At 40.5% G+C, this 23741-nt stretch carries 18 protein-coding genes; 2 read left to right on the plus strand and 16 right to left on the minus strand.

Annotation, left to right across the window (positions count from 1 at the left end; genetic code table 11):
* Positions 1–109: 109 nt before the first annotated feature.
* From BLV55_RS04400 to BLV55_RS04445, 11 genes are all read right to left on the minus strand, one after another.
* A complete protein-coding gene (locus BLV55_RS04400) occupies positions 110–961 on the minus strand; it encodes a universal stress protein (RefSeq protein WP_093311629.1) in 852 nt (283 codons plus the stop codon).
* A gap of 345 nt (positions 962–1306) precedes the next feature.
* Complete coding sequence (locus BLV55_RS14740; RefSeq protein WP_242870031.1) at positions 1307–1402, minus strand: iron-sulfur cluster biosynthesis family protein; 96 nt, start codon at positions 1400–1402, stop codon at positions 1307–1309.
* A gap of 71 nt (positions 1403–1473) precedes the next feature.
* Positions 1474–2982: a leucyl aminopeptidase gene (locus tag BLV55_RS04405; protein WP_176968254.1), complete on the minus strand. Its 1509-nt coding sequence runs from the start codon at positions 2980–2982 to the stop codon at positions 1474–1476.
* 67 nt (positions 2983–3049) lie between these two features.
* Positions 3050–4249, minus strand: coding sequence for an AI-2E family transporter (locus BLV55_RS04410; protein ID WP_242870032.1), 1200 nt, complete (start codon positions 4247–4249; stop codon positions 3050–3052).
* A gap of 138 nt (positions 4250–4387) precedes the next feature.
* Entirely contained in the window at positions 4388–5722 is a 1335-nt protein-coding gene (locus BLV55_RS04415; RefSeq protein ID WP_093311633.1) for a glutathionylspermidine synthase family protein, read from the minus strand.
* The gene (locus tag BLV55_RS04420) at positions 5719–7026 is read right to left on the minus strand and encodes a glutamate--cysteine ligase (protein ID WP_093311635.1); all 1308 of its coding nucleotides are present in this window, start codon (positions 7024–7026) and stop codon (positions 5719–5721) included. Before BLV55_RS04420 ends, BLV55_RS04415 begins: the two co-directional genes overlap by 4 nt.
* Positions 7027–7198: 172 nt before the next feature.
* Positions 7199–9193 (minus strand): TRAP transporter permease, encoded by a 1995-nt coding sequence (locus BLV55_RS04425; protein WP_093311637.1) that lies wholly within the window; start codon positions 9191–9193, stop codon positions 7199–7201.
* A 7-nt stretch (positions 9194–9200) separates the two neighbouring features.
* Entirely contained in the window at positions 9201–9704 is a 504-nt protein-coding gene (locus BLV55_RS04430; protein ID WP_176968255.1) for a DUF1850 domain-containing protein, read from the minus strand.
* A gap of 14 nt (positions 9705–9718) precedes the next feature.
* Entirely contained in the window at positions 9719–10714 is a 996-nt protein-coding gene (locus tag BLV55_RS04435; protein ID WP_093311641.1) for a TAXI family TRAP transporter solute-binding subunit, read from the minus strand.
* 364 nt (positions 10715–11078) lie between these two features.
* On the minus strand, positions 11079–12440 hold the full coding sequence (locus BLV55_RS04440; protein ID WP_093311643.1) for a sigma-54-dependent transcriptional regulator: 1362 nt from the start codon (positions 12438–12440) through the stop codon (positions 11079–11081).
* Entirely contained in the window at positions 12440–14476 is a 2037-nt protein-coding gene (locus BLV55_RS04445; RefSeq protein ID WP_176968256.1) for a transporter substrate-binding domain-containing protein, read from the minus strand. Before BLV55_RS04445 ends, BLV55_RS04440 begins: the two co-directional genes overlap by 1 nt.
* A 294-nt stretch (positions 14477–14770) precedes the next feature.
* Between BLV55_RS04445 and BLV55_RS04450 the strand changes: the two genes are divergently transcribed.
* Positions 14771–16048: a LysM peptidoglycan-binding domain-containing protein gene (locus BLV55_RS04450; protein ID WP_093311649.1), complete on the plus strand. Its 1278-nt coding sequence runs from the start codon at positions 14771–14773 to the stop codon at positions 16046–16048.
* A 128-nt stretch (positions 16049–16176) separates the two neighbouring features.
* Here BLV55_RS04450 and tkt read toward each other — a convergent pair whose 3' ends face one another.
* Positions 16177–18159, minus strand: coding sequence for a transketolase (gene tkt / locus BLV55_RS04455; RefSeq protein ID WP_093311652.1), 1983 nt, complete (start codon positions 18157–18159; stop codon positions 16177–16179).
* Positions 18160–18424: 265 nt separating this feature from the next.
* Between tkt and panC the strand changes: the two genes are divergently transcribed.
* Positions 18425–19267: a pantoate--beta-alanine ligase gene (panC, locus tag BLV55_RS04460; protein ID WP_093311654.1), complete on the plus strand. Its 843-nt coding sequence runs from the start codon at positions 18425–18427 to the stop codon at positions 19265–19267.
* Between the two features lie 15 nt (positions 19268–19282).
* Here panC and purD read toward each other — a convergent pair whose 3' ends face one another.
* The 4 genes from purD to purM are packed head-to-tail and all read right to left on the minus strand — an operon-like array spanning position 19283 to position 23738.
* Positions 19283–20536 carry a phosphoribosylamine--glycine ligase gene (gene purD, locus BLV55_RS04465; protein ID WP_093311656.1) on the minus strand — a complete coding sequence of 418 codons (1254 nt, stop codon included), beginning with the start codon at positions 20534–20536 and terminating at the stop codon, positions 19283–19285.
* A 12-nt stretch (positions 20537–20548) separates the two neighbouring features.
* Positions 20549–22081 (minus strand): bifunctional phosphoribosylaminoimidazolecarboxamide formyltransferase/IMP cyclohydrolase, encoded by a 1533-nt coding sequence (gene purH / locus BLV55_RS04470; protein ID WP_093311659.1) that lies wholly within the window; start codon positions 22079–22081, stop codon positions 20549–20551.
* Complete coding sequence (gene purN, locus BLV55_RS04475; protein ID WP_093311662.1) at positions 22078–22713, minus strand: phosphoribosylglycinamide formyltransferase; 636 nt, start codon at positions 22711–22713, stop codon at positions 22078–22080. The genes purH and purN overlap by 4 nt, the downstream gene beginning before the upstream one ends.
* Positions 22695–23738, minus strand: a complete 1044-nt coding sequence (gene purM, locus BLV55_RS04480) for a phosphoribosylformylglycinamidine cyclo-ligase (RefSeq protein ID WP_093311664.1) — start codon at positions 23736–23738, stop codon at positions 22695–22697. The genes purN and purM overlap by 19 nt, the downstream gene beginning before the upstream one ends.
* Positions 23739–23741 lie beyond the last annotated feature (3 nt).

Genomic DNA, 23741 nt, shown 5'->3' on the forward strand with positions numbered 1-23741 from the left:
TGATTTAATAAACTATTATACATTCCCTCGACAGTCTTGTCAAACAAAAATTAGGTTTTTTCATCAGTTTTTAGTTGTTTTTTGGTTATTTATGCCTATTGCCTTTTCCTTATTTGCCACAGGGAATTAAAAGTACTGGCCTTTTAGAATGTCTGGAAACCGCATCCGAGGTGCTTCCAAGCAATAATGATTTCAACAGCCCAGCGCCTCTAGTAGCCATCACTACCAGTGTTGCATTTTCCTGTTCAGCCGTAGTAGTAATCAGTTTCGAAGGCAATCCCACATCTACTTTTATCTTTACAGTTATCCCTAAAGATCGAAAATCTTCGGCAATTTCTTCAAGTTTTTTACGATAATCTTCCAAAATTCGCTCAACTTCTTCTCTGGTTTCGCCATGCTCTGCCACAGACATCAGGATCATTTCATCAATTCCAGATTTCATTTCCTTTATCTCGTCCAGTACTAATTGTGAACATTTCGAGAAATCTACAGGCACCACAACTTTCTGGAACTTACTAATGCAAATATTTTGCAGTTCTTCATCTTCGTCTTTCCGATACTTTTCTATTAAAACAGGCGTCGTCGTCATGCGAATGAGATCAAAGGTAGTGCTTCCCAGAAATATTTCTCTCAATATACTTTTTCCAATTGAACCTATTAAAATCATCGACGCTTCTTCTTTCTCAGCAATATGGGCAATTTCAGAAGCCGCAAACCCACCTAACACACTGATTTTCGTTGTTATGTTTTTCTTTTTTAGTTCCTCAGCTACTGCTTGAAGTTTTTCTTCTGTTTCCTTTTGAATGGAAACAATGGATCGATCTTCTCCTATTCTCAAATCGATCACATGCACCAGCACTACTTCTTCTAACCCGTTATCCACCAGCTCCTGTACACAGTTGAGTAATTTACTGGATGCGGGAGAAAAATCCATTGCAATCACTACTTTTCTTACTAACATCAGAAATCATCCTCCTTTTGGCTGCTTATTTACTTATCTTATACCCATAAAACGCATTATTTATATACTACCCTTAATCCTTGAAATAGTGCATAAAAAAAAGCGGTTAACACCGCTTTTTTAAGAACTTCTTAGTTTTGTTTTCGTTTAACAACCACCGCTAGTACTTTCACCTGCATAGTTTACCATAAACCTTTTTCCAAGAAAACCAGAACTAAAATCTACCACTACAGAACCAAAGTGTTCATCTGTATTCTCATCAACCACAAATTCAATGTCTTCTACTACCTGCTCTACGTCACCATCTTTTGCCTCGTCCAGAGACAGCGCAAACCTTGGACCTGCTCATCCAATACCAGATACGTAGATTCGTACTTTTTTACCATTCTCATTTTGCTTTAGAATTTCTTTTTTCGCTGCTTCTGTTATCGTGATTTTCATTTCTTTTTCCTCCCTTCCCCCAGGGGCGGGGTCAATATTATTCTACTACTTTCTATTGTTTTTGTCAACCTTCATTCGTTTCTTTTGTTAAAGCCACATGCTACTTGGACTAAAGTTGCAACAGCTGATCCTGTGCCACCTTTTTGCTCATAAGCTACAGGCTCCGAAGTTCGTGCTGTCCCCGCTATATCCAAGTGAACCCATGGTTTCTCTTCCACAAAAGCTTCTAAAAACATACCTGCTGTAATCATGCCTGCACCTTTACCGCCTACATTCGATAAATCGGCAATATCGCTTTTCAATTGATCCTTATACACGTCATCCTTAGGCATTGCCCATAGTCTTTCACCAGCCATTTTACCAGCATCTAACACCGATGCCTGAAAATCATCATCATTGGATAACACACCGGTGTAATGATTGCCTAGTGCCACAACCACAGCACCTGTTAAGGTTGCCACATCAATGATGTGGGTAGCTCCCAACCTTTCAACAAAGGTTAAGCAGTCCGCAAGAACCAACCGGCCTTCCGCATCTGTGTTTAATACTTCAACCGTCTGTCCACTTAAGGACTTCAGAACATCCCCTGGTCTGTAAGAAGAACGAGAAGGCATGTTTTCACAAATTCCTAAGATGCCTACCACATTAGCAAGTGGTCCAATATCAGCAATAGCTGCCATGGTTCCCAAAACAGCGGCGGCTCCTGCCATATCCGTCTTCATTTCTTCCATACCAGCTGCTGGTTTTAAGGAGATTCCGCCACTGTCAAAGGTCAGACCTTTTCCAACCAATCCCAGCATTTGATCTGTATTTTGTGGATCTCCTTCATATCTCATCACTACCAATTTTGGTTCTTTCTCACTGCCTTGAGCTACTCCCAAGAAGCAACCCATTCCGAGCTTTTCAATTTCTTCTTTTCCCATCACTTCTATTTTCATGCCCTTTTTTCGAGCAACCGCTTCCGCTTCCAGCGCCATATTTTCAGGCGTCATTTTATTTGCCGGTTCATTCACTAAGTTTCTAGTTAAGGATATTGCCTCCCCTATGCTTTGACCCATTTCTATGCCCTTCAGGAATTTTTCTTTTTCATCCTGTATAGCTGTATAAATGCGACAAGATGAAACCGTCAGTTCTTCTTCTTTTTCTTTTGTTTTGTACTGATTAAATTCATAGTTGCCTAGAACCAAGCCTTCACTAACAAAGCGTCCCACTTCTTCCGCCTGAAAAGGCAGTGGTTCAATGTTCCAAAAACCTAGTTTAGCACATTTTTCTTTTTTTGACTGCTTTACGGCTTTCGCCGCCGCTTTCTTCAAGGTAAAAACATCGATTTTATCTTTTTTTCCCATCCCTATCAATAACACTTTCCTAACCGGAATTTTTTGATGTGTGTAAATCAATGTTGTTTCATCTCTTTTGCCACAAAAACTTTTTTCTTCAAAGATTTCTGTAAGTTGACCACCTAAGGCTTTATCGATGGCCAGAAAAGAACTGTCCGATCTTTCACTGTCTTCAAATAATGCAATTGCCAAAAGATCAACTTCCATTTTTTCAGGTTTTTGTGCCGATACTTCTATTCTCATATTATCCCTCCAAATCATATTGTATGCTTCTTTTTGTCAGTTATTATATAAATCCTTAAGCATAGCGTCAGCCATGTTCGTGCCCGTTTTCTTCTTCCTTTTGCCGAATCAGAACAATGAATAATTTTCGTAAAAAAAGTCTGATAACACTAAACACCGGGACACCTAGAAACATTCCCATGACACCGAAAAGTTTTCCTCCTATAATAATAGAAAAGATCACCCAGAAAGGTGGCATCCCAACACTGCTTCCTAAAATCTTAGGTCCCAGGTATAGACCGTCAAATTGCTGAAGCGCCAAGAGAAATGCGACCACCCAAAAAGCTTTCACCGGACTGTCTATCAATGTTAATAATCCTGCCGGAATCATTCCTAATATGGGTCCAAAGTATGGAATCATATTGGCTACGCCTACAAATACACTCAGTAATAGCGCATACCGAATATCCATCAAAAGCATTCCAATATAGCACAATATTCCAATAATTAGAGAATCAATAGATTTACCAACAATAAATCGAGAAAACAAGTAATCTGCTTCTCGTCCAAAATCTTTAATTTTCTCCACCTTATCTTTGCGAAAAAATGCACGCAGCACAGATTCCATGCCATTTTTAAAAGATTCCTTATCCGCCAATGCATATACCGAGATTACCAAACCAAGAACAAAATTAAGAAACCCGGAAGTAATTGCCATAGCCCTGTTAATAACAAGAGCAACGGATATTTCCATAATTTCACTGGCTCGATCCAGGTAGCGATCTAAATTTTGCTCGATTGGTTCTGCAAAATCATATAGGTCAATATTAATATGATAGATCTGAATCGTTCTAAACTCCGTTGACCAACGATTAATAAAAGTTTCGATAAACGCGGCATACTCCGGCGCTCTTCTGGCAATATCTCTTACATTAGCAATGATTTGCGGCACAATGATCATAATTAAGGCGGTTAATGCACCTGCAAAAATAAGGTATACGCTTAAAATACTTAGATTGCGCCGTCGTTTTGCACTTTTTTCTTTCCCGAAAATTCTTCTAAAAAACCTGGTTTCAAACCACCTGACTCCTGGATTAAGAAGATAGGCAATAAATCCCGCTATTATAAATGGGCTAAGAAGCTTTCTAAGCCATTTAAATCCAAGCCTCACACTATCAACAAAAATAGTAAGATTATCCACTACATGATAAAAGATAATCGCGATAATAATCGTCAACGATGCATAAAGCGTATATTTTAAGTATTGATGGTCCCATTTAATGCGCAACCAAAACCCTCCCGCCTCTGTTATTATTCTCATGCTTTACAGGCTTTATTATAACGCAATATGCATTTTTCTTCCATCCTAAACAGGATTCTTAATTTCTGGTGGCGTTTAAACTCCACCAGAAGGTTAGAAGCCGTTTTATTTATTCACACGATATGCCGGTACTGTATAACACTCCACCACAGATCCAATAATACTTTTACGCCCTGTTCTGATATAGGGGCCCTGAAACTTTTCATTGTACACAAAACACCCCATCAAGTATTGTTGCTCTTCGAAGGTCACTTCCCCTTTTTCAAACATAGCCATTGGCATTCTAGGAACATGACAATACTGCTGTATCAAGTAGTTCTGTGAACTTGCTTTTTCTAAGAGTTGCTTCCATTCTTCTACTGAATAATCCTGACCTGCATATACTCCTGATGAAGCATACAAATCTTCCGGCTTTATAATATAATGCTGTTTATGATCTACCCATTCTTGCCATTGATCAGGGTTGCCTTTATCTAAAATAGCTGTATAGGGAATATGGTTGCGAATAAAGGCTTTTTCCTCCGGCTCCAAAAAATCATTGACGTCTTCGTTATGCAAAACCGCAAAAAAACGTTTGTTATGAGGTATTTGTGATCGAAAGGGACCTACCACACAAACATTCCCGTCCAAATAGGCGTCTGTCAATGCCTTTGTAGCCGGATACCGTTCTACCGCTTCCCAGCTAACCAATCGACGATATACCGCATCAATGGAAAAGTCTCCAGCCTTAAGCTTGCCTTCCGAATAAGAAAGTTCCCGGACATCTACTATTCGAGTGGGACATCCACAAGTCTCAAAGGCCTTTTGAAATTCGATGAACTCAGACGGTACCTCATCCTGAAACCAGTCAATAATAGCAATGTTCGGAAAGGATTTCTCTCCCGAAAATGCTCGATAATTTTCTAAAAAAGCGGTTGTCCAGCTCTTGAAAAACTCCCCTTCCTTCAGCTCTAACTCATCTAGCGGTGATGTGTTTATGCTTGGTGAAGTCCCAATAATTCGCTGTAATTCTCGGCATTCCGTCATGCCTGAAGAGCCATCCGTATTCATTTCACACAATTGAAAGCTCCCATCAAAATGATAAAAAACATCGATTCGAGTCATTGGTACAGCATAATGGTAGCCGGGATCTTTTAGTATCAATGCTTCCATTAAATCATTAAAACCAAAAAGCCGCCGATAATCCGGTTCTGCTAAATATCGCTCCGTTACCTTCTTTGTGATCTCCAGCATTTTAACTGAAATTTTTTCCAGGTCTTCCCATTGCTCCTCTGTAAGAAAAAAAGGTTGGTAGAGAAATTCCACAGGTTTACCCTTGTATTTTGCAGGCGATGCTTCTACTTCTTTCAGCGCTTCTTGGTAGTCTCTCCAAAATGAGCTTGGATCACGCTTTACCATTTGTTCATATAAGTCAAACCCAATACTGGGAAGTCCCTTCATTTTTTTTCCTCCCCAAATCCTCTATTGGCCGCAAGATACTTCATCCAGTCCGCTTCTTTCTTTGCCCGTTGAAGCGAAATATCCGCCAGCGTTTTTTCTTCTTCAACCAGTACTTCCAATTTGGATAACCAGTTTCTTTCTTCTTTATTGAGGACCCTCTTTGCTAAGTCAAAAAGAATAAGCATTATTTCACGACACGTGTGTCCTTCTATTTTAATCCCATATCCTTTTTCCATTATTTGCCTTCTGTAATTCAATAATTTTTGATCCGTCACATCCTTAGATAATCGATACAGGTAATCCAATGCTTCCTGCTGATAAAATAATCCTTTAATCAGAGCCGTAAAAGCCAAATTGTAAGGAAATGGAATAGAATCCGCCATTCTAATTTCCATATACTGCCTCAGTCTAACATCAGGAAAAACCATAGACAGCAAATGATCCACTTCTTCATCGCTTAGTAAGTCAAAGTTTTCCAGTTCACCAGCTTTTTTGTTTTCCGCATCAATAAAGCGGTTGTCTTTCTTAGTCATAATAGGACAGACATTCAAGATATAACGAGCATACTCTCGATATCCAAAAGACCTGTCCATCACCCCCGGAATCAATCCACTTCTGGCAGGATCCGTTTCATCCCATATAGCTGTTCTCATGCTGTGATGCGTCACCGGATTCCCCTCAAAATAAGGGGCGTTATCGGTTAGCAACGCTAGGACAGGCATTAAAAAATGAGCTACTCTAAACTTTTTACTAAAATCTTCCTCGTTACAGTAATCAATCACTACCTGAAGCGAGGCCGTGCCTTTCATCATATTATGGGCATACCTGCCACGCTTTTTAAGGTATTCCGACATAAAAACATACCGTTCTTTCGGATTAAAAGGTATCTCATTAATGGAAGATTTTGGATGATAACCGATGCATAGTAACCACTGATCCTGAGACTCTGTAATAGGAATAATTTTTTCTAGAAAATTATGATAAATGGAGGCCATCTCTTCTAATTGTGCACATGGTCGAATGCTGATTTCGATCTGCCCCCCCGGTTCAAGGGTAATCTGATAGTCAGGGTGAGACAGTCCTATTAAATGACTTTTCTCCCATATCGGTTCATGTGCTTCATCCTTCATTTGATCAAGAATAGCTTCTATTCCTTTATCCTGTTCATAAGAAACACTCTGCCCACTTATTTTATCAACAACAAAATGCTCCAGTTCCATTCCTATCATTACCGCATCTGGATTTTTTTCTCCTTTTTTAAGTAATTCAATTACTCTGTCTTCTTTATACTGCCATGTATTCATGCTTACACCCGCTTTCCTTGATGTCAAACCTCAAAACGATACTATTACACGTTTATTGCTACCCTCATTCCTTTATTTTACACAGATTCCATCATTTAGCAACAAAAAACCCTCCCCAGAAAACTGGAGAGGGATAAGAAAAGGGCTCCAGAGGGGGCCCTGGAGCAACAAGTTAAGCTTCTGTTGCTGTTGTTCCTGATGGACTCATTTCTTTCTTTTTCTTTTTTACTTTTACATATTGCGAACCTAAAATAATGGCAATAATCAATATTCCAATGGCATCTTGCATCATATTAGCACTAATGAGAAGCAAGGATGCTCCCAAAAGAACTATTCTTTGAATAACCGGTATCGTCGCAAAGAAGTATCCTTCCGCTGCACTGGCCAGTATCGTTACCCCTATAATCGCTGTCGAAGCTACCAATACACCTTCTAAAAAAGTAGTCCCTCTTAAAAGCAAGGCGCTATTATAAACAAACATATAGGGTACAATAAATCCGGCAATCGATAGCTTCATTGACTCAACGCCCGTCTTCATTGCGTTACCACCAGAAATACCTGCGGCCGCAAAAGAAGCCAGAGCTACTGGAGGAGTAATGTTTGCAAACATCGCGAAATAAAAGACAAATAAATGAGCGACAATCGGCTCAATACCCAGTTGGATTAAAGCTGGAGCAGCCATGGTCGCCGTGATGAGATAAGCCGGTATACTCGGTAGTCCCATCCCAAGAATAATACAGGTCAACATGGTGAAAATCAACGTAAACATCAGGCTGGTACCACCTAAAGAAACAATGGTATAGGCCATGCTAAGTCCAAATCCTGTAATGCTAGCCACTCCTACAATCGGCCCAACCGCCGCACAAGCTACAGCTACAGGAACAACGGATCTGGCTCCCGCATCCAAAGATTCAAGGATTTCCTTAAAATTCATCCTAGTAGTAGGTCGCAAGGTACTGATAAAAATCGTTACTAAAATCGTTAAAAAGGCTGAAAAAATAATAGTTCTGCCACTAAAAAACAACATATATACAAGAAATAATAATGGAAGTAACAAGTGACCTCTTTCTTTCATCACTTCTTTTACCGTCGGAAGTTGCTCCTTCGGAATTCCTTCCAATCCTTTTTTGGAAGCTCGCATTTGCACTTGTACCATAATTCCCAGATAATAAAGTAAGGCAGGTAAGATAGCCGCCATTACGATCACCCGGTATTGGACTCCTAACACTTCAGCCATGATAAAGGCAGCAGCTCCCATAATCGGCGGCAAAAGCTGCCCGCCTACAGAAGCAGAAGCTTCCACAGCGCCAGAGAAATCTTCGCTATATCCAGTACGTTTCATAAGTGGAATCGTAAAGGCACCGGTTGTTACCACATTGGCAATAGCGGCTCCATTAATACTTCCCAAAAAACCACTGGCAATGACCGCCACTTTAGCCGGTCCACCTTTTGTATGTCCTGCAGCGGCCATGGCAATGTCATTAAAAAACTGACCCATTCCTGATTTATTCATAATGGCACCAAAAAGAATAAAGAGAAAGATATACGTAGAGGCTACCCCTACAGCTGTACCATATATGCCATCAGTTGTCACAAAGAGATGATTAACAATTTGTTGCCATTGGTAGCCACGATGTCCAAAAAATCCCGGCATATTGCTTCCAAACAACGAATAGGCAATGAAAATAAGTCCTAAGGAAGGCAACGCCCATCCTGTTACTCTTCGTGCCGCTTCTAATACCAAAATGACTAGCACCGCACCAAAAAACAGGTCTGCCTGATTCGGTATCCCGGCCCGATGAACAATCCCCAGATAATCGTAAAATATATACACTGTAACCGATACGGCTAATACCGCACAAACAGCATCATACCAGGACAATTTTTGTCGGCTGGCTCTTTTATGCGCCGGATACAATAAATAAGCTAAGGCTAAGATCATCGCCACATGCAACGATCTGTGTTTCAATGTTACTAGCGTTCCAAAATAGGCCGTATATAAGTGATAAAGCGAAATTGCAATTGCAAAGACGGATATAAAAACAGACATCCCTTTGCTTTTATAGGTTCTTGTTCTTGCTTCGGCATCGTATTTTTCTAGCAATTCCTGCTGTTTTTTCTCATCCAACTCTTCTTCTAACAATATATTATTCTTCATTTCATCCATGCTACCCTCACCTCTCTTCAATGATCATTCTCAAGGATTGGTGATGCGGGAGATCTTCCCCCTTCAATATAATTTCACCATTGTATGTGATTTCAGGAAGTGCTGTATGAGAATGTATCCAATCATAATAATCAATCTGATGGTTTTTTGGTTCAAAAACCATCATCCCTTCCTCGACAAAAAAACCATCTTGATGCTCATGAGGAATTCCTGCACCAAATCCAGCAAATCGACTTTCAATCAAATAAAGGTTTCCTTCCTCATTCAGTTGAAATGTTTCTGACCATTCAATGTGTTCTACCGAGTGAATCCAGTGAAAACCAATCACATCTCCAGCTTGTATAGGACTTTTATACAGCACCGTTTCTTCCGAAGCTTCCCTGATCAGGACCATCCATTCCTTTTCTTGAAAGGCTGAACAGGCAAGTGACAGTAAAGACACGATTGTCACTAAGGTGAAAATGGTTAAAAAGGAGGAGGCAGCCCTCCTCCTACCTGCTGTTTTCGTCATTAGATCCATCACATCTATTCAATCGCTCCGACTTCCTGAAAATACCTTTCAGCGCCTGGGTGTAAAGGAACAATCATTCCATCTTTTACAGATTCCAGATTAATGTGTTGCTTTGCCGCATTGTGAGCACTATGAATAGTAGCAATATGTTCAAAAATTCCTTTTGTTATTTCATAAACAACATCTTCTGGTATTTCATGATGTACCAGCATCAAATTCATGATCGTTGCCGTATTCACATCTTCGTCATTATCATAAGTTCCTGCTGGGATAATTTGTGGTACAAAGAATGGATAGTTTTCTTCCAGATATGCCATTCCTTCTCCTTCAATCGGTACGATCACAATATCATTGGTTGTTCCAAGATCCATCACTGTAGCGTTTGGAATACCACTGGTTACAAAAGCAGCGTCAATCATTCCATTACGCATCTGATCTACCGCTTCACCGTAGTTCAGGTAATCTTCATTAACATCGTCATAACTCATTCCATGAGCTTCAAACATTAACCGAGCATTTAGTTCTACACCAGAATTTGGCGCACCAATACCCACTCGTTTTCCTTCAAGATCATAAAAACTCTCAATACCAGAGTCAGCCATCGCTACCAATTGAACATAGTTGGGATATAAACTCATCAAACCTCTAAGTTCCTCTTTCGGTTCTTGATCTTCAAAAGCTCCAAAAGCTTCATATGCCTGAGTTACAGCATCCGCCATCGCAATTGCCATTTCCGCTTGATTGTTTAACAATAAATTGATATTTTCTACAGATGCCCCTGTAGACTGTGCTGAAGAGCGGAATCCTAAATCATTTTGAATAACACTAGAAAAAGCGCCTCCAATCGGATAATAAATACCACTGGTAGGTCCTGTTGCTACCGTAATAAACAGATCAGACTCCGGAGCAGAAGCTACTTCTTCAGCATCTGTTGCCACATCTTCCGATCCACCTCCACATGCAGCGAGAACCATGGTTAAGGCTAATAAAAGAATTAATAGTTTTTTCATTTCAATCTCCCCTTTTTTCTTTTTTATGTGTAAAGAATGCTTCTCTCTACATATGTTGCAAATATCGTGCCATTTATCAATCTGACACTTATTTTTTTCTGTAAAGTCTGAACACTTTGCAAAATCGCAACTTTGTTAAATTCTTATTTTTTGCTGGCGTAATTTTCCACTCTATTCATTTTTCTTCACATAAAAAAACGGCATATTTTTCCTCAAATATGCCAATAGATGGAGATTATTATGATCTATCTGTGGTACTGACTTATCCTTTGCTTTCATTGAAAAGCATTATCAATACCGGCACTTTTTTCCTGGTCGGCATTTTTTTCCTTCCCCTTTTTCTTGTCTTTCTTGCTGACCGTTGTTACGATTGATGTAACCCATAACGATTTATTTTATTTCTTAGTCCTCTTTCGCTGATTCCAAGGATATCAGCTGTCTTTTTACGATGTCCATTTTGAGATTGAAGGGTTTCAAAAATCACCTGTTTTTCTATTTCCTCCAAAGAAAACCCTACTAATTGCTTAAATGGATTCGTTTTTTTGCTCACAAGATCCGTATTTTGCTGCCTTAGGTTTTCTGGCAAATCCTGCCATTCAATGATATCCCCTTCTGCCATGACACAGGCAGCTTCTAGGATATTGCTTAGTTCCCGTATGTTACCCGGATAATCATATGCCAACATACTTTTCATTGCTTCTTCGGAAATTTTTTTGACTTGATGCCCTTCCTTTTGAAGAACTTCCATGAAATGTTGAAAAAACAGAGGCAAATCCTGTCGTATTTCTCTCAAGGGTGGCAAGAATACGTTAACAACATTCAAGCGATAATATAAATCTTCACGAAACTTTCCATGTTCCACCGCTTCTTTGAGGTCCTGATTCGTCGCAGCCACTACCCGAGCCTTCAGCACTTCTGGTTTGTTGGATCCTAAAGGCGTCACTTCTTTTTCCTGCAATACCCTTAAAAGTTTTGCCTGAAGACCTATGGGCATATCTCCAATTTCATCAAGAAACAAGGTTCCCTGCTCTGCATATTGAAATTTACCAGGCTTATCCGTTACAGCTCCGGAAAAAGCTCCTTTTTTATGTCCAAACAATTCGCTTTCCAATAAATTTTCCGGTATTGCTGCGCAGTTGAGTGCCACAAAGGGATACTTTTTTCGATTCCCCGAATAATGAAGGGCTTTTGCTATCAGCTCTTTTCCTGTACCGCTTTCCCCATATACAAGTACGTTGGTATCCAAATCTTTCAACTTATCCAGAGTTTCAAACACCTTTTTCATCTGAGGGCTTTTTCCAACAATTCCTTCATATCGATACTTCTCTTCTAATTCCTGGCTTAAATACTCTACTCGTTGATTTAATTCCTGATATTCCAGTGCCTGATCAATAATGGAAAGTAGCCCTTCCATCTGGAGTGGCTTCGTAAGATAGGTATAGGCACCTTTTTTAATCGCTTCTACCGAGGTAGCTATCGACCCATAAGCTGTCATGATAATCACTACTAAATCCTTCTGAATGCTTTTCATTTCTTGAAGAACATCGATTCCACTGACACCATCGATCCTAAGATCCAGCAAACAAAGATGAAAACGGCTTTCCTTAAGCCATTCAATGGCCTGCTCCGGTTCTGTCGTTGCTTTTACCTCATAATGATCTTCCAAGGCAAATTCCAAGGACGTGCAAATAGATATTTCATCGTCTAAAATCAATATTCTTTCCATCAGGTCTTCATCCTTTCAAACTGTAGATGCACCGTAGTTCCTTCTCCTTTGATGCTTTCGAAATAGACATGTCCGTTATTTTCTTCAATATATTTTTTTGATAATGTCAACCCCAGACCTGTACCACCTTTTTTTGTCGTATAGAAAGGCTCCATCATCATATTTATCTCTGTCTGATTTAAGCCAATTCCTTCATCACTAATAAGAATTTCGATAAACTCTTCTGTCTCCATTCCTTTTATAGTCATCATAAGAGTTTCTTCCGGTCCTTCCATTTGTCCTTTGGCTTCCATCGCTTCCATCCCATTGAGCATAAAGTTAACCAACACTTGTTTTATCTGATCTCTATCCGCATAGACCAGCAAAGGCTGTTTCACTTCTGCCCTTATTTTCATTCCTTTTTTTTCAAAGCTAGGCTTAAACAACGTCACGCAGGATTCTATGATTTTATCTAAATCCACCCTCTTTTTTTGCGTTTTCTGAGGTTTTGCGTAATCGATTAATCTTTCTATCAATTGACTGACACGATCAATCTCTCTCGGAACAAGCCTCACAATATCCTTTTGAAATTTAGGATTGTTTATTTTGGATGGTAATACTTCCACAAAGGTTTTAATAGAGGTTAATGGATTTCTTATTTCATGTGCAATGCCTGCCACTACCTGATTCAGTGCCCTGCTTTTCTCTTTTTCAAAACCTTGTTCCCTCATCTTCTTCTCTTCCGTTATATCTTCAAAAGAAACAATCGCTCCAACTACTATTTTTTCATAGTTTCTTAATGGATATACCGTATACCTGATATCCATTTTTTTCCAACTCAATTCGTCTCCGATAAACTGAGTTCCTTTTAATAGAACGTCCTCTATTTTATTTTCCAACATATAACGCAATAGCTCTACCTCTTGATAATATCTTCCTTCGGAGGGTTGCATCACATTAATAATCTGGATCGCTCTTGGATTAATAGACGTTATTAGTCCTTCCATATCCATGGTTACAAGCCCTCTGGGGCTGTTTTCTAAAATTTGATTCTTCAACTCTCCCATATTTAAGGTTTCTTGTATTTGTCGGCTTAAATCTTCGTTGGCTCTCTTTAACGCTTTCGTCTTCCTTTGCACTTCTTCTTTTAGCAACCGGTTCCACCACAAGATTCCCAAGAAAATGATGATCCCCGCTCCTCCGAGAATAAATAAAAATCTCAGTAAGTTTTCCAGCCGTCGTTGCAGGTCATTTTCTCCAAACCATTGATCATAAATGGACTGATACTCGCTCTGTCCCCTTGCTTGGGAAATCCCACGATTCAAAAGATTTAAGTCTGTATAATTTTCACTCCGTACAGCCATCGAATATTCTACCGGCATGATAAAACTACTTGTCACCACATAATCTTCTGTTAAATTCGCTTCTTCCAGATAATATTGAAGCACCAGCCGATCGCCAATCAAGGCATCCGCTCGCCCCTTCACCAGCAAGTCAAATGCTTTTTTCTGGCTATGCGTTCCGTTAAAATCAATCCGTCGAACATTTTGCAAAAATTCATATGCTATCGAATTCCGTTGAACGGCAACTAATTTTTCTGCCAGATCAGCAATGTTCTTCACTTCATCTGCCGCATCTTTAGGTACCACCAAGGCAATACTTGAAGAAAAATAAGGTTCCGAAAATTCCATTTCCTGTGCATATCGAGCCTGATAGGTCATCCCCAGAATCATATCAATACGATTTTCCTGTAACCGCTTAATTGCCTCTTCCCTCGACATGGCCTGCCAATGAATTTGAAATAAATTTTGATCGGCCATATACTCCAATAGTTGAATACCAAATCCATCGTACTCTCCCCTCATAAGGGTTTCATATTGAAATGGTGGCATTTCAGGGTCAAAGGCAACTCGAAAAGTTCGTTGCTGCTGTTTGTCATATAGGCTTTCCATTCCCGTATCCGCTCTAACCGTTAACAAGGCCAGTCCACATGTAAAAATCAAGAAAGCGATCATCATGATGTTATTTGCTTTATTTGCTTTTTTTATTTTTCTCACCATAACCCTCTCCCGAAAAACAACTTTCTATCTATTATATAGCAAGAAATCTTTCCTGAATAGTAACCCATTAAACCTCTAATGGCAGCACAAAAAATCCTTCGTTTCTTCTTCAGCTTTACGGGTACATTATTGGTAACGAATCAGTTAACAATCTTTCTTTTCTATCTTTTTACTCTTACTGTTTCTTTTTTCATTGTAAAAAAGGATATTTTACTTATGTATCGAATATAATGGTAGTGGTTTGTGCTTTTCTCTTTCATCATTTTTTTTAGAAAGGAGGCTGCCAATAAAATGCCCCCAGAAAAACTAGTGAATAATCAATATTTAATAGAAGAAACGTTGCATTATGATGCATTTCAACGTATTTATTTAGCTTCTGACCAGTTTACCGAAGCTAAAACACCTGTCTATATTACCGTTTTCAAAGATATGGATGCAGGGTCTCCTATCACAAATGCTTTTTTTGAATACGAAAAAGAATTAAAATCTTTATTTGCTGATTTTTTTCTGATCGATGATGTGCTTTACACCATTTCTCGATGTTGTCCCGGAAAACCACTGGCAAATTTCATCACTAACACCTATCTCAACACCTATGAAAAAGGTATGATTGTCAGCAGTTACTTAAATAAAATAAATGCTTTAGAGCCGCTCCCTCTAATGCTAAAGTATGTTTTATGTTCTTTTGGGAATATTTCTATTATTGACCGCAAAATGGTTTGTTTCAATCATATTCCTTTTTTCTCGCCCCAAGACCTAATTGTTACCCATAAAGAATATATGGAACGTATTGGTGATTTCATTTTAACCATTTATGGCAATTCAACGAACGCCGAACTTACCCCTGCCATCTATGAAATGGATCCAGCCGTAGATGCCATTATCCGTCATTGTTATCATGGAAATTATGAAACGGTGGAAGATATTCAAAATGATTTTAACCCCGTCTTTTTCCGAGCACGAATGAGTCAGGAAGAAACCCGCCAATCCAAACCAAAACCTTTTATCCCTGCCGATGATGCTCCTCTTGTTATGCCTGACCACCCAGATGCACCTAAACGCTCTTTTATCTATACACGTGAAAAAAAGGAAGGACGAAAATCTCGTAAAGCTCGAAAAATACGGCGCTTAGCTATTTCTTCCGCTTTATTACTAGCTGTATTTCTTATTGGTGTCTTTGGCATCAGCCGATTAATAAACCGAGGACCTGCCGATGAGGATTTAATGACGGAAGTAGAACTCCCTGTTGAAAGTCAGGAAGAAGCAGATCCAACATTACCAGAAGATATCGATGATGATTTCACTGATAGCGAAATGACCGATTCTGTGCTACCGGAAACAGAGGATGTTCCAGAAATCCCTCCCCCTGACGAAGCTCAAGAGAGCGAACCACCCCCTCCAGATCAAGAAGATTCACCTAGCCACTATACGGTTCGATCTGGCGACACGCTTTATAGCATCAGCCAGAGAGTCTATGGCGACGGAGGCCGATATCCGGAAATTATGGAAGCCAATAACATCACAGATCCTTCCAGCCTGCGAGCAGGTCAGGTGTTACAGATTCCTTAAGCCAACGAAAACAAAGACGCTTTACGGCTTTTATAAATGAAAATTGAGAACGAATCTTTGAACTAGCAATCAAAAACCGCCGATAATACCGGCGGTTTTTTGATTCAAAATCATTCATTTTTCAACTATTAAAATAGGCTCAATGAAGCTTCTACCACATTGTCAACCGTCAGCCCAAATTTTTCAAACAACACGCCCGCAGGTGCAGAAGCTCCAAAATGATCTAATCCTATCACTTTTCCATCTAAACCGACATACTTATACCATCCCAGAGTAGAGCCTGCTTCTACCGCTACTCTTTTGCGAATTTCCGGTGGCATCACTCTGTCTTTATACTCCTGAGATTGTGATTCAAATAATTCCCAGGATGGCATACTAATAACTCTTGGCTGATATCCCTTTGTTTTTAATATTTCGGCTGCTCCCATCACCAGCTCTACTTCTGATCCGGTAGCCATCAAGAGAATATCTGGTTTTCCATTTTCAGCATCTTCTAAGATATAGGCTCCTTTTAAGGCTTCTTCTCCTGTTTTCTCATACAAAGGCAGCTTTTGTCTGGTAAGAACCAGAGACACCGGCGTTTCCCGCTCCATTAACGCTAATTTCCAACCCATTGCCGTTTCTTTTCCATCAGCAGGTCGAAAAACGATCATATTCGGCAAACTGCGCAACGCCATGAGATGTTCAATAGGCTGATGCGTCGGACCATCTTCTCCCACTCCAATACTGTCATGGGTTAATACATAGGTCAGTGGCTGCTTCATAAGAGAAGATAATCGCATCGCCGCCTTCATATAGTCTGTAAACACAAAGAACGTAGCCACATAGGGCACTAAGCCACCATGAAGAGCTATCCCGTTACCAATAGCTGCCATTGCATGTTCCCGCACACCAAAGCGAAGGTTGGATCCATGAAACTGGTTTGGCAAATAGTCTTCTCTGTCTTTCATTAGTGTTTTGTTGGAGGGTGCCAGGTCAGCCGAACCTCCCACCAGGTTCGGAAGAACTCCTGCCAGTCGGTTGATCATTTCACCAGAAGCACTTCTGGTAGCATCAGCTTTTTCAAAATTCCAAAGACTTTTATCTTCAAGGGCTTCTTTTATTCCAGTATTTCCAAACCACATTTCCCATTCTTTTTCTTTCTCAGGAAACTTTTCAAAATATTCTTCAAGCATCATTTCCCAAGCAGCTTCTTTTTTCATTCCTTCTACTTCAGTCGCTTCTCGTACCTGGTCAACTTCTTTCGGCAATATAAAAGGTTCTTCCTGCCAACTTAAGAATTTTTTTGCTTCCAACAAGTTTTCAGCACCAAGAGGTTCTCCATGTGCCGATGCTTTTCCTTGTTTCGCTGGAGATCCATAACCTATTTCCGTCACTACTTCTATCAAAGAAGGACGTTCTTTCTCTGACTTCGCTTTTTCCAATGCCTCTTGAATGGCTTCAATATCATTACCATCTTTTACTTGTAACACTTGCCATCCATAAGCTTCATACCGTTTTTTCACGTCTTCTCTAAAGGCTAAGGAAGTACTTCCTTCGATGGAAATATCATTGGAATCATATAAGACAACCAGCTTTCCAAGCCCTAGCGTACCTGCCAGAGATGAAGCTTCTGCCGAAATCCCTTCCATTAAACAACCATCACCAGCTAAAACATAGGTGTAATGATCGATTACGGAGTATGTTTCTTTATTAAACTGTGCTGCAAGTTTGGATTCTGCCATTGCCATCCCTACCCCATTGGCAATACCCTGCCCCAGAGGACCAGTGGTCGTTTCTACACCCACAGTATGACCGTATTCCGGATGACCGGGTGTTTGACTGTCCCACTGTCGGAATTGTTTTATTTCTTCCATATTAAGATTATATCCAAATAAATGTAGTAAAGAATACAGGAGCATACTCCCATGACCAGCTGATAAAATAAATCGATCTCTATTTCTCCATGCTGGATTTTTAGGATTATGATTCATTACACGGCTCCATAATGTATATGCCATTGGTGCTGCTCCCATTGGCAGTCCCGGATGACCTGATTTTGCTTTTTCAACGGCTTCAGCCGACAAAACCCTTATCGCGTTAACCGCCAACTGATCCATGTTTTTTTCCATTCAACATTGCCTCCTCTATTATCTCTCATCGTTTTCTGGTATTGCTTCATTGTATCATGTTTACAGAAATCAGAAAAGACTAGTCTTCCCTGTAGCCGTTTCCAAATGATGACAATGACCTATGTGAAAACTTTCCATTATTTTGTTAGATTTTTCTTCTGTAATGATCCCTCTTTTTCTTTCAACATGATACAATAAAGCCGGCTTAAGTCTTAATAATAAAAGTTACTTACCAATAAACAGAAAACCAATGGAGGGGATGACTTTGAAAATCATACGCCAGTTACCCGAAATGCAAGCCTATGCCGAGCAACAAAGAGCCCTCGGAAAAACCCTTGGCTTCGTCCCTACAATGGGAGCTTTGCACGAAGGGCATTTATCTTTGATTCACAGAGCAAAAAAAGAGAATCATCAGGTTATTGTCAGCATTTTTGTTAATCCGACCCAGTTTGGTGTCAATGAAGATTTTGACCAGTATCCAAGAAATTTAGAGGCCGATTCGGCACTCGCCAAAGAAGCAGGGGCGGATGTTATTTTTAGTCCTATCGCCTCCGATATGTATCCTGCTCATTTTTCTACCCGTATCACCATGGGTACGATCGCTGAAGGACTCTGCGGAAAATACCGTTCTGGTCATTTTGATGGTGTTGCAATCGTTGTTAATAAACTGTTTCATTTAGTGAACCCTCATCGTGCTTACTTTGGTCAGAAGGATGCCCAACAAGTTCAAGTGATTCGTCAAATGGTGGCAGATCTGAACATGAGGGTGGAAATCATCGCCTGTCCTATTATCCGAGAAGCTGACGGCTTGGCAATGAGTTCTCGAAATGCTTATTTATCAGAAAAAGAAAGGGTTTCAGCAAGGCTCTTAAATCAAGCCCTTCTGAAGGGTTGTCAGTATATCAAGGAAGGTCATGAGAATCCTCAGGAACTCCATCAGATGATGAAAGAGTTCCTGGAAAGTGATCCTCAGATTCAAATCCAATACATTGAAATCCTTCACCCTACCACATTAGAGCCTGTTTCAACCCTTAAAACACCTTTGATGATCGCTTTAGCTGTTTTTATCGGCAATACCCGCCTTATTGATAATACGATTATTGATTAGTGACACCCTTTCTGTTTATCGAAGCCCGATGTCTTTACGGTAGGTTTTTCCTTTATATTGAATGACATCTACCGCTGCATATGCCTTTTCACGGGCTTCGTCAACCCCTTGACCCAAGGCGGTAACTCCCAGTACCCGTCCGCCATTTGTCACCAGTTCATTATTCCGGATAGTTGTACCAGCATGAAAAATGAGTACTTCCTCCCGAATTTCATCAATCCCATGAATGGGGATTCCTTTTTTATAATCTGCCGGATATCCTTCTGATGCCAGAACAATACAAACAGCCGTTTCTTCTTTCCACTCCAATTGAACTTCTTTTAATCTTTTATTCACTAAATGTTGAAACACCACGCATAAATCGTTTTTAAGCCTGGGCAGCACTACCTGCGTTTCAGGATCACCAAAGCGAACATTATATTCCAATACTTTAGGCCCATCCTTCGTAATCATCAGCCCAATAAAAAGAATGCCACGAAAATCCATGCCTTCCGCTCGAATCCCTTCCAAGGTAGGCCGCAGAATTTTCTGTTCTACTTCTTTCTCCATGGAAACCGTGTATGCTCTATTAGGGGAGTACGTTCCCATACCGCCAGTATTAGGACCTGTATCATGATCACCAATTTGCTTGTGATCTTGAGAACTTGCCATGGGCAGTATGCTTTCTCCATCTACAAAGCACAGCATCGATGTTTCCGTTCCTACTAAAAACTCTTCTAACACCAAATGATTTCCCGCTTGTCCAAAAACTTTTTTTTCCAAAATATCTTCAATAGCATCCATTGCTTCTTTTTTTGTTTGACATATCAGTACCCCTTTTCCCGCTGCCAAACCATCCGCCTTAATAACCAGTGGATACTCAAATGCTTCTAACTTTTCTTTCGCTTCTTCCGAATGAGAGGCTACTTCATATTTCCCCGTAGGTATATCATATTTCTCCATAAACGCTTTTGCAAAAGATTTACTGCCTTCCAACCTTGCACCAGCCTGGTCTGGGCCAACAATCTGAAGTCCGGCTTCACGAAAAGCATCTACCACTCCCTCTACCAGCGGTACCTCCGGCCCAACTACGGTCAGATCGATCTGTTTTTCCAGAGCAAAGTCTTTTAACCCCTCGATATTCTCCACTTGTATCGCAATACCTTCTGCAATCTCGTTAATCCCCGGATTTCCTGGTGCACAATAGATATGCTCTACAACTGAAGACTGCTTTAATTTCCATACCAAGGTATGCTCTCTTCCACCACCGCCAATAACTAATATTTTCACCCGTATCCACTCCTAATGTTTAAAATGTCTCATTCCCGTAAACACCATGCTTATCCCTGCTTTATCACAAGCTTCCACGGAATCCTGATCACGATTAGAGCCTCCGGGCTGAATAATCGCTGTGATTCCATGCTTATCAGCTTCTTCTACACAGTCAGGAAAAGGAAAAAAAGCATCCGAAGCCATGACAGCACCCTTCACCTGGTGAGAGGTGTTTCTCAACGCATTTTGTAATGCCCAGATCCGACTCGTCTGCCCCGGCCCTACAGCAAGGGTTTGTTGATCCTTTACAATTACAATGGCATTGGATTTAATATGTTTCACAATTTTCCATGCGAATTGCAAGTCCTTCTCTTCTTTTTCCGTTGGTTTTTTCTCTGTCGGAACTTCCCTGGCCTCTGATAAAGCTTTATCAGATTCCTGAATCAGCATCCCGCCAGCTATTTTCTTCATATCGAAAGTCGTTCCAGTATCCACTTTGATATCTGGTATTTCCAACAGCCTTATATTCGGCTTTGACGCAAACACTTCTAAGGCTTCCGGTGTAAAAGAAGGAGCTATGATAACTTCTAAGAATATTTCTATCATTTGATCAGCTGTCTCTTTATTAAGAGGACGATTCACAGCTACAATTCCACCAAAAATAGACAGTGGATCTGATTGAAAGGCCTTTTGATAAGCTAATTCTACGGTTTCTGCAGAAGCTACCCCACAAGGATTTGTATGCTTCACCGCAACAGCCGTTGGTTCATCAAATTCTTGCAAAAGACTCAGAGTTTCCGCCGCATCATTGATATTGTTAAAGGATAACTCTTTTCCCTGAATCTGTCTGGCCGTCGGAAGGGTCCCTGAGGTTGATCCAATTTCCCGATAAAAGGCTGCTTGTTGATGAGGATTTTCTCCATACCTTAAATTCTGAACTTTTTCAAAGGTCATGGTTTTGATTTCAGGAAAAGAAACCGGTTCATCTTTGGATAAGTATTCAGCAATCAAGGTATCATAATGACTCGTTAACTGAAACACTTTCTTTGCCAGTCTTTTTCTTGTAGCCAGTTTGGTATTCCCAAACGCTTTCATCTCCGCCAAAACGGTTTCATAGTCTTCAGGATCTACCACCACCGTTACATCCTGATGGTTTTTTGCTGCTGAGCGAAGCATGGCAGGTCCACCTATATCAATTTGTTCTATCACTTCCTGAAAACTCACCCCTTCTTTTTCCATGGTTTCCCGAAAGGGATACAGATTAATAATGACCAAGTCAATCTTTTGAATATCCAACTCTTCCAATGTCTGCATATGTTCCTCTATTTCTCGTCTTGCCAATAACCCTCCATGAATCGCTGGATGAAGTGTCTTTACCCGCCCGTCTAAGCATTCTGGGAATCCAGTAATCTCCGAGACTTCCTTTACCTTAATTCCGTTTTCCACCATCATTTTTGCTGTTCCACCAGTGGATATCAATTCAACGCCTAGATGATCCAATGCTTGCCCAAGTTCTTTTATTCCCGTTTTATCCGATACACTGATCAATGCCCGTTTGATCATCTAACCTCATCTCCTTTAACAAGGATCCGTCCCTGTTGATTTTTTAATTTATTTTTCACAAAAAGTTCCACTGCTTTTGGCAATATCCGATGTTCCACTTCCAATACTTTTTTCCCTATTTCTTCCGGCGTTTCAAGGCCTGTCAAAGATACTGATTCCTGAAGAATAATGGGACCTTCATCCATCCCTTCATTGACGAAATGAACCGTTGCCCCGGTTATTTTCACTCCTCGCTCATGCACAGCCCGATGCACTTTTTCCCCATAAAACCCTTTCCCAGAAAAAGCAGGGATCAGAGAAGGATGTACATTGATGATGCCTTCTTCATAAACCTTTACCACCTTTTCCGGAATTTTTTTAAGGTATCCTGCCAACAGGACCAGATCTATGGAAAAAGCGTGTAAGCGCCTTAGTATTTCCTCTGAAAGCAAGTCTTCCGACATTTCTTTTTCCGGCAAACAATCAACAGGAATTCCTCTTTTTTTAGCCCTATCTAAACCATAGGCTTTCTTGTCGCTGGAAATAACCAAAGCAATTTCCGCCGGAATCTGTCCCGAATCAATGGCATCCATCAACGCCTGCAAATTGGAACCACCGCCAGAAATCATCACAGCTATTCTGACCCGTCGCATAATGTCACCTGCTTATTGCCCGATGTCACCTCTCCAATAACCCAAGCTTGTTGGTCATTAGCACGAAGCAACTCCATCGCTTTTTCTTTTTCTTCCGATGATACTACCAAGATCATCCCAATGCCCATATTAAAAGTTCCGTACATGACTTCTTGATCCAATGGTCCTTTTTCTTTTAGCAAGTGAAAGATGTCTGGAATATGCCAGCTCCCCAACCATATTGTTGCGGCCGTCTCATCAGGAAGAATCCTTGGTATGTTTTCATAGAAACCTCCACCAGTTATATGAGCCAACCCTTTTATAGGCACTTGCTGAATCATTTCCATTATTGGCTTTACATAAAGACTGGTAGGCGTCAGTAAGGCTTCTCCCAAACTAAGCGTCGAATCTCCAAAAGAGCTCCATAAATCCATGCCTTCTTTTTCCAACAACACTTTTCTTACCAAAGAAAAACCATTGCTATGAACTCCAGAGGAAGCCAGTCCAATAATCGCATCTCCCGCCGTAATCGTCTCACCTGTAATCAGTTTGTCTCTATCCACCATTCCGACAGCAAAACCAGCCAAATCGTATTCGCCATTCTGGTAAAAACCTGGCATTTCAGCCGTTTCTCCACCTACAAGGGCACAGCCAGCCTTTTGACACGCTTCTGCAATCCCTGCCACAATAGCCGCCGCCTTTTCCGCTTCCAGTTTTCCTGTCGCCAGATAATCCAGAAAAAACAACGGTTGTGCACCATGACAAAGGATATCGTTCACGCACATTGCCACACAGTCCTGACCAATCGTATCATGCCGATCCATCATAAAGGCCAGCTTTAATTTGGTTCCAACACCATCAGTTCCAGAAACCAGCACCGGTTGATTCATTCCTTTCAAATCCGGTTGAACCATCGCCCCAAAACTACCTAACCCTTGAAGCACTTCTTTTGTCATTGTCTTTTGTACCGCTTTTTTCATTAGTTCAACGCTGCGCTGACCTTCTTCGACATTCACACCAGCAGATTCGTAGGTTACTTTTTCCATTCC

The sequence above is a fragment of the Tindallia californiensis genome, assembly GCF_900107405.1.
Taxonomy (GTDB): domain Bacteria; phylum Bacillota; class Clostridia; order Peptostreptococcales; family Tindalliaceae; genus Tindallia; species Tindallia californiensis.

Excerpts from the sequence above, each read along its gene's own strand:
- BLV55_RS04435 (WP_093311641.1), bottom strand. The coding sequence starts at position 10,714 with ATGAAAAAACTATTAATTCTTTTATTAGCCTTAACCATGGTTCTCGCT.
- tkt (WP_093311652.1), bottom strand. The coding sequence starts at position 18,159 with ATGGAAAAAAACATGGATCAGTTGGCGGTTAACGCGATAAGGGTTTTG.
- BLV55_RS04415 (WP_093311633.1), bottom strand. The coding sequence starts at position 5,722 with ATGAAGGGACTTCCCAGTATTGGGTTTGACTTATATGAACAAATGGTA.
- BLV55_RS04425 (WP_093311637.1), bottom strand. The coding sequence starts at position 9,193 with ATGGATGAAATGAAGAATAATATATTGTTAGAAGAAGAGTTGGATGAG.
- BLV55_RS04440 (WP_093311643.1), bottom strand. The coding sequence starts at position 12,440 with ATGGAAAGAATATTGATTTTAGACGATGAAATATCTATTTGCACGTCC.
- purM (WP_093311664.1), bottom strand. The coding sequence starts at position 23,738 with ATGGAAAAAGTAACCTACGAATCTGCTGGTGTGAATGTCGAAGAAGGT.
- BLV55_RS04405 (WP_176968254.1), bottom strand. The coding sequence starts at position 2,982 with ATGAGAATAGAAGTATCGGCACAAAAACCTGAAAAAATGGAAGTTGAT.
- purH (WP_093311659.1), bottom strand. The coding sequence starts at position 22,081 with ATGATCAAACGGGCATTGATCAGTGTATCGGATAAAACGGGAATAAAA.
- BLV55_RS04430 (WP_176968255.1), bottom strand. The coding sequence starts at position 9,704 with ATGACGAAAACAGCAGGTAGGAGGAGGGCTGCCTCCTCCTTTTTAACC.
- purN (WP_093311662.1), bottom strand. The coding sequence starts at position 22,713 with ATGCGACGGGTCAGAATAGCTGTGATGATTTCTGGCGGTGGTTCCAAT.
- BLV55_RS04420 (WP_093311635.1), bottom strand. The coding sequence starts at position 7,026 with ATGAATACATGGCAGTATAAAGAAGACAGAGTAATTGAATTACTTAAA.
- BLV55_RS14740 (WP_242870031.1), bottom strand. The coding sequence starts at position 1,402 with ATGAAAATCACGATAACAGAAGCAGCGAAAAAAGAAATTCTAAAGCAA.
- BLV55_RS04400 (WP_093311629.1), bottom strand. The coding sequence starts at position 961 with ATGTTAGTAAGAAAAGTAGTGATTGCAATGGATTTTTCTCCCGCATCC.
- BLV55_RS04450 (WP_093311649.1), top strand. The coding sequence starts at position 14,771 with ATGCCCCCAGAAAAACTAGTGAATAATCAATATTTAATAGAAGAAACG.